A 2,429-nucleotide genomic window follows, 5' to 3' on the forward strand; every position below is an offset into this window, starting at 1 on the left:
AGTAAAAACCTATGGTGTAACTACACCGAAGCGCTTACCAAGCTTGCCTAACATTCCTACTTTAGATGAGCAAGGCTTAAAAGGCTTTGACGTTAAAGTCTGGCATGGTATCTATGCACCTAAAGGCACTCCACCAGCTGTTATAGCGAAGGTGAATGCAGCCTTGAAAGCCGCGTTGAAAGATCCAGATATTAAAAAGCGTCTTGATGAGTCCAGTATTGACATTGTTTCAATGGATAAAGTCACATCAAAATCCCTTAAGGCTCAAGTTGATTCAGAGCTCAATAAGTGGGGTCCATTGATTCGTAAATCAAAGATTTCTGATTAATCTTTAATCCGATCGCAAATGTTGTTAAAAGGCCAGCTTATAGCTGGCCTTTTTTTATTGCACCCACATCATCGCTAGGATCAATGCCTACTTTATAGACAATCAACCCGCTCTAAAAAGATATCCTGATTGCGCCTTCTCACGACGCTTCTGATAAATTGTGCTGGGGATGGCAAAGAGAGCCCAGATCGCCAGGAAAGGATCGAGGAGATAGTCCCAGAGATTCGCTGACTCATGCCAATGGGCTGCCCAAGCAATGATTGCAACTGAAACTAGCCAAACACCCTTGGTCCATCCAGCCAGACCACAGAGAATGGCAAATAGCATGACAGCACCCAAGAATCCAATGGAGGCATAGCCCCATACATAGGGATCGAACATTCCAAGGCCTAGCGCTAAGGGATAAAACACAATTGCAATGATTGCCAAGGGCACTTTAAATCCCAGCGGCGTTTTTTGCGCAGCAGGCAGTATGGAGCTCCACAACAAGAGCATCGTCACGATACTAAGCTCACCAGTAACGCCACGGACGTATGCCGACAATGGCAGTTCAAGCGACATTCCCAGCGGCCAGAAAAATAGATTGCCTAATAATAAAACGATCAGCACTCGAATTAACAATGGGATCTCTGTTGATGATAGTTTTTGCAGAAGAATCATCAACACTACCGCACAAGTAAGCGACATTTCAAGCAATGCAATGATTTGTAAATATGGCGCCATCATTGCGTATCCTTTTCTTTAAGACTGCTTACAGCGTATTTAAGCCAGACAGCCGGAAAGTACACATGCTTAATCTTTTGTCTATTCCAGGTATAGGCAAGATGGACATCCTCACCATTGGCCGATATTAAGTAAGGGTACGAGAATTCTCGATGCAAGTTATTGAGCAAAGTCTCATCGTCTTCGAGCACCTGAATAACTCGCCACTGAGTAGAGTTTGGCTCACACATCACCATTACCAATCGATAACGCGCTGCTTCAATATTATTCAGCACCATTAATTTTGTGCCATTAGCCAAAGTGAGTGCAGCAAGCGCAGAATTTGGATTGGGAATTTCGAGATCTTTTGTTACGGTCCAAGACTGTCCAGCATCTTTGGTTTCACTGACGGGGATTTGCTTTGGCTGGGAGCTAGGCCGTGTTTGACGGAAAAAAGCGCTTGCCTCTTGCGGCCCATCAGCAAAAATTACAGGCTGAATTGCGCCCCTACCAGAGCTCATACGTCGTTTATCAATAACCTGACTGACCTCGATTCTGAGGAACTCCCCAAAGCGACCAATCCATTCATGATAAGCAGGCAAACCCAAACGTCCATCTGTAAATGTGACAGCCGGGGACTTCACCAAGGTGCTCAGATTAATTAAGGGCGAGCTAATCAAGCGCTGAGGCCGACCCCAAGTCAAACCCTCATCATCCGAGATCACTGAAGAGATTGAACTGCCTGCCCAACCTCCAATCGATACGGTGACAAAAAATAACTGCATGCGACCGTCGGCCATTCTTGCTGGAACGGGATTACCCAATTTAGCAATGTAACGGGACAGACCCTTTTCTGCACTAACTCGATCCATTACAACAGTTGGAGCACTCCACCTGGCTGCCTGAGGATCAAACACAGATGTATTAATCACCACATCTGGTGCACCCTCACGACTCCCTGCAAACCAGAATGCCCGTATCGCACCATCCTTGAGTGCAATTAAAGAGGCAGCATGTACTGAGGGAGCTCCGGTATCTGGCAACCAATCGATCCTGAGGCTTGGTTGCGCAATCTTTGGTGACGCAATATTTTTAATATTCTTAGCCGACTTTGTGTCCTCGATTGCCTGAGGAACATCGTCTGCTTGCTGCGCACCGTTAACTGGGTGTTCAACTGCAAATGGAGCCCAAATTGGACGACTATCAATATGTAGATAGCCCAATACAGAAGCAAGCAATAAAAAACAAAAAGCAATCACACGACTCATCGACACGCGTCCTTACCCACCAATGGCAAGGTCATCGTCCGAAGGTCAGTTTCTTTGCTATTCTGCAGCATCACCCAAAGGATAATCATGACCAACGATACGCAAACCCAAAACGACGAAGATTTTGACTA

At 45.8% G+C, this 2,429-nt stretch carries 3 protein-coding genes; 1 reads left to right on the top strand and 2 read right to left on the bottom strand.

All coding sequences use genetic code 11. The features are described 5' to 3' along the window. A partial coding sequence (locus B7Y67_RS15355; protein ID WP_293599382.1) for a tripartite tricarboxylate transporter substrate binding protein occupies positions 1–328 on the top strand: 328 nt, incomplete at its 5' end. A gap of 102 nt (positions 329–430) precedes the next feature. On the opposite strand, the gene B7Y67_RS15360 is transcribed toward B7Y67_RS15355, so the two are convergent. Together B7Y67_RS15360 and B7Y67_RS15365 are read right to left on the bottom strand one after the other, a co-directional pair. After that, entirely contained in the window at positions 431–1,051 is a 621-nt protein-coding gene (locus tag B7Y67_RS15360) for a hypothetical protein (RefSeq protein WP_293599383.1), read from the bottom strand. Next, entirely contained in the window at positions 1,051–2,298 is a 1,248-nt protein-coding gene (locus tag B7Y67_RS15365) for an exo-alpha-sialidase (protein ID WP_293599384.1), read from the bottom strand. Before B7Y67_RS15365 ends, B7Y67_RS15360 begins: the two co-directional genes overlap by 1 nt. Positions 2,299–2,429: the final 131 nt, after the last annotated feature.

This window comes from Polynucleobacter sp. 35-46-11 (assembly GCF_002281105.1).